We start from the raw sequence: 3,533 nt of genomic DNA, 5'->3' as shown, positions 1-3,533 counted from the left end.
TTCCCTGGGCAAGCTACTCAGGGAAGGCCGACTATTGTCTCTTGACATCTCGATGGGCATATGAGGGGACGGAGGTGCGTTCGGGATAAAACCTTTGCGAAACGCAAGCCTTTTCCCGAACACACCTCCGTCCCCTGTTCGCGTCCCCTGTTCACCAGAACGCAACAATCGGGGCGCCGCCGCACCGCAGCGCCCCGACCGCGAAAGCCGATAAACCGTCAAGCCGGCGTTAGCGCCCGCCCTCGGCGATCTGGCCGTCCCGATACGCCTCCAGCAGCTGCTCGAGGTCTTCGACGCGGCGGCGGATATCGGCGCCGTCGTCGGTGTCGGCCACCAGCGTGCGGTGCTCGACGCGCTCGACCACGCGACGGCTCGAGTGAATGTCGAGTTCCTCGACCACCGCCGCCTCCGCGGACTTCAGCGGCTCGTGCGCAGCCAGAATGAACTCGTAGGAGTTGTCGATGAGCGTGTAGCCGGCGATGCCCGTGGTGGGCTGATAGGCCTTCGAGAACCCGCCGTCGATCATGAACACGCGACCGCCGCACTTCACGGGGTCCTCGCCGTCCTTGACCTTGACCGGCACGTGCCCGCACACGATATGCGACGTCTCCGGGTCCATGCCGAAGTCCTCGAAGATGCCCGCGATGACGCGCTCGTCCTCGATAAGCGTGTAGAAGGGGTTCTTCACCTCCTTGCGCGCAGCCTTGTCGGCGATGAGGTACAGCTCGAAGGTGGCCATCTTGCTCTTCGCGAACAGCGGGCTTCCCTCGCCCAGCCACAGGTACCACAGAAGGTCGCGCCCGCGGCGGCTCTCCTCGGCGTCATGGCTGAAGAAGGCGGCGCGCACGTAGCGCTCCATCACGTCGTAGAGCGCACGGCCCTTGTAGCGATGCCCGAACACGTCCACTTCCTTCAGGCTGCCGTCGGCGTTGAGCGGCACGCAGGCGTGGAACATGAGGTTGCCGTTGCGGATCTTGTACAGGCTGCCCACTTCCAGGAAGAAGCGCATGTGGCGCTGCAGCTTCTCGCATCCGGTGAACGCGGCCTCCAGGCGGCACATCACCTCTTCCTCGGCGGGCGTGAGCGCGAAGGGGTTTTGCGGGTCGACCGTGGGGAACACGCGGTCGGTCAGCGGGTACTCCACGCCGTCGACCACCACGGTGCCTGCCTCGTAGTCGATCTTGTCGAGCAGCTTGCGGCTTTCCAGCCCGAACTCGGGGTACTCGTCGATCAGCGCCGCCTCCACCTTGAACTGGATGATGGCCATGGCCTTCTGGATCTTCACGTTCATCTCAAGCTCGGACGGCGGCAGGTCGGGGTTGCCCTTCAGACCGAAGGCCACGCACGGGTCGTCGCGGTACGCGTCAAGGGCGAAGCTTGCCAGCGGCAGGATGTTGATGCCGTAGGCGTCCTCCAAGATGGACAGGTTGCCGTAGCGGGCGCAGTTGCGCACCACGTGCGCGATGCAGCCGCGCTGCCCGAGCGCCGCGCCCATCCACACGATGTCGTGGTTGCCCCACTGGATGTCCACCTTGCGCTGCGCCTGCAGCGTCTCCATGATGACGTCGGGATGCGGGCCGCGGTCGTAGATGTCGCCGATGATGTGCAGCTGGCTGATGGCCAGGCGCTGGATCAGCTGCGCGAGCGCCTCGATGAGCGCGATGCCGCGCCCGGTGCGCACCGCCGCGTCAAGGATGCCAGCGTAGTACGCTTCCTTGTCCACGCCGTGGTTGTCCTCGTTCATCAGCTCCTCGATGATGTAGGCGAACTCGGCGGGCAGCGCCTTGCGCACGCGGCTGGCCGTGTACTTGCGCGCGGCGCGCTTGCACACCGCCACCAGGCGCGGCACCACCGTGGCGTACCAGGCGCGCTCGTCTTCCACGCCCGCCAAGATCAGCTTCGCCTTCTCACGCGGGTAATAGATGAGCGTGGCCAGCTCGCGCTTCTCGGCCTCGGTGAGCTGATCGCCGAAGGCCTCGTCAACCTTCAGACGGATGGAGCCCGAACCGTTGCGCAGGATGTGGCTGAACGCCTCGGACTCGCCGTGGATGTCCGAGCAGAAGAACTCCGTGCCCTTCGGGAGGTTCAGGATGGCGCTCAGGTTGATGATCTCGGCCGCCGCCAGCTCCTGGGTGGGGAAAGATCGGGCCAACAATTCCAAGTAGCGCTTCTGATCCGCTTCCATGAAAACCTCCTAAAGGCTGATCGCACATTGATGCCACGATGGTACCGCGCGCAGCCCTCCCCCGCACACCCGCACCGGTAAACGGCACAAGCCGAACGCAAGCGCGATTAGCGCCACGTACCCGCCCCGCGCCCCGCGCCGGCAACGCCCAGCGTCGGGAGCGCCCGCACTCCATGCCCCGCGCCCGCAGCACCCGAGCCCCCGCCCCGCGCCCTACGCCGGAAGCGCCCCGCGCGCCCTGCCCTGCGCCCGCAGCACCGGCGTCCCTCCCCACGGCGGGAGCAAGGGATACCGAAGAGCGTTTTCGGAACGATTTCGGCAAATCATGCCCCAAATCGCGAGTTTTCCGAATGACAGCCTTAGCGAACTATCCATCACTTTGCGTTGAGCGCATCAGCATCATCGTTCATTACATCTCAAAGGGGGAAGAACGCGACTTGCGACGCATTTACTGCGCGAAAAGTCGGAAAACTCGCAATCTGTGCCACGATTCCCGCCGTTTCTTCCCTTGCCCGCAACACGAGCGAGACACACCGAACGCAGCCCTCGGACACTTAGCCCTCGGAGAGCGGACACTTGGGGACGGAGGTTTATCTGTCCGGATTCGGACAGATAAACCTCCGTCCCCAAGTGTCCGACCCTGCCCGTCCCTGGCCGCGCGGAGATTTTCTTGTTCGCATGTCGATCGGCGAAGCGGGTTGCTCGCGGGCGGTACAATAGGCGCTGCGAACCGACGGCGACCACGTTGCCGTTACCTATATATAGCAAGGAGCATCCATGGAACGCATTGCAAGCTTTTCCGTCGATCACCGCGTGCTCGAGCCCGGCGTGTACGTGTCGCGCCGCGACTCCGACGCCGCCACCGGCTGCACGACCACCACGTTCGACCTGCGCATGACCGCCCCCAACCGCGAGCCGGTCATGGACACCGCCGCCGTCCACGCCATCGAGCACCTCGGCGCCACCTTCCTGCGCAACGACGCCGAATGGTCGACCCGCGTGATCTACTTCGGCCCCATGGGCTGCCGCACCGGCTTCTACCTGGTGGCCTTCGGCGAGCTGGAGTCCGCCGACGTGGCCGACCTCGTGCGCCGCATGTTCGCCTTCATCCGCGACTTCGAGGGCGAGATCCCCGGCGCCAAGCCCGAGGAGTGCGGCAACTACCACGACAACGACCTCGTGCAGGCGAAGTGGTGGGCACGCCGCTACATGGCCAACACCCTCGAGGTGCTCGACGAGGCGCACACGCACTACCCCGCCCTGCTCGACTAGCGAAGGCGAACAGGGTGAACAGGGGACGGAGGTGTGTTCAGGGCAAGCCTTTCATTCCCGGAGATTTATCCTGAAC

Annotated in this window: 2 protein-coding genes; one reads left to right on the top strand and one right to left on the bottom strand. The window is 64.9% G+C overall.

What is annotated here, in order from left to right; genetic code table 11:
- Positions 1 to 229: 229 nt before the first annotated feature.
- Complete coding sequence (locus Q0H50_RS08870) at positions 230 to 2,185, bottom strand: fructose-1,6-bisphosphatase (protein ID WP_294421551.1); 1,956 nt, start codon at positions 2,183 to 2,185, stop codon at positions 230 to 232.
- A 777-nt stretch (positions 2,186 to 2,962) separates the two neighbouring features.
- Here Q0H50_RS08870 and Q0H50_RS08865 point away from each other — a divergent pair.
- Positions 2,963 to 3,457: an S-ribosylhomocysteine lyase gene (locus tag Q0H50_RS08865; protein ID WP_294421550.1), complete on the top strand. Its 495-nt coding sequence runs from the start codon at positions 2,963 to 2,965 to the stop codon at positions 3,455 to 3,457.
- Positions 3,458 to 3,533 lie beyond the last annotated feature (76 nt).

Source organism: uncultured Senegalimassilia sp., assembly GCF_934632265.1.
Classification (GTDB): domain Bacteria; phylum Actinomycetota; class Coriobacteriia; order Coriobacteriales; family Eggerthellaceae; genus Senegalimassilia.
Note: the sequence above shows the minus strand (reverse complement) of the source record. Positions and strands in the feature narration are given on the sequence as shown.

Bases quoted from the DNA above. Each gene is read 5' to 3' on its own strand.
- Q0H50_RS08870 (WP_294421551.1), bottom strand. From the start codon at position 2,185: ATGGAAGCGGATCAGAAGCGCTACTTGGAATTGTTGGCCCGATCTTTC.
- Q0H50_RS08865 (WP_294421550.1), top strand. From the start codon at position 2,963: ATGGAACGCATTGCAAGCTTTTCCGTCGATCACCGCGTGCTCGAGCCC.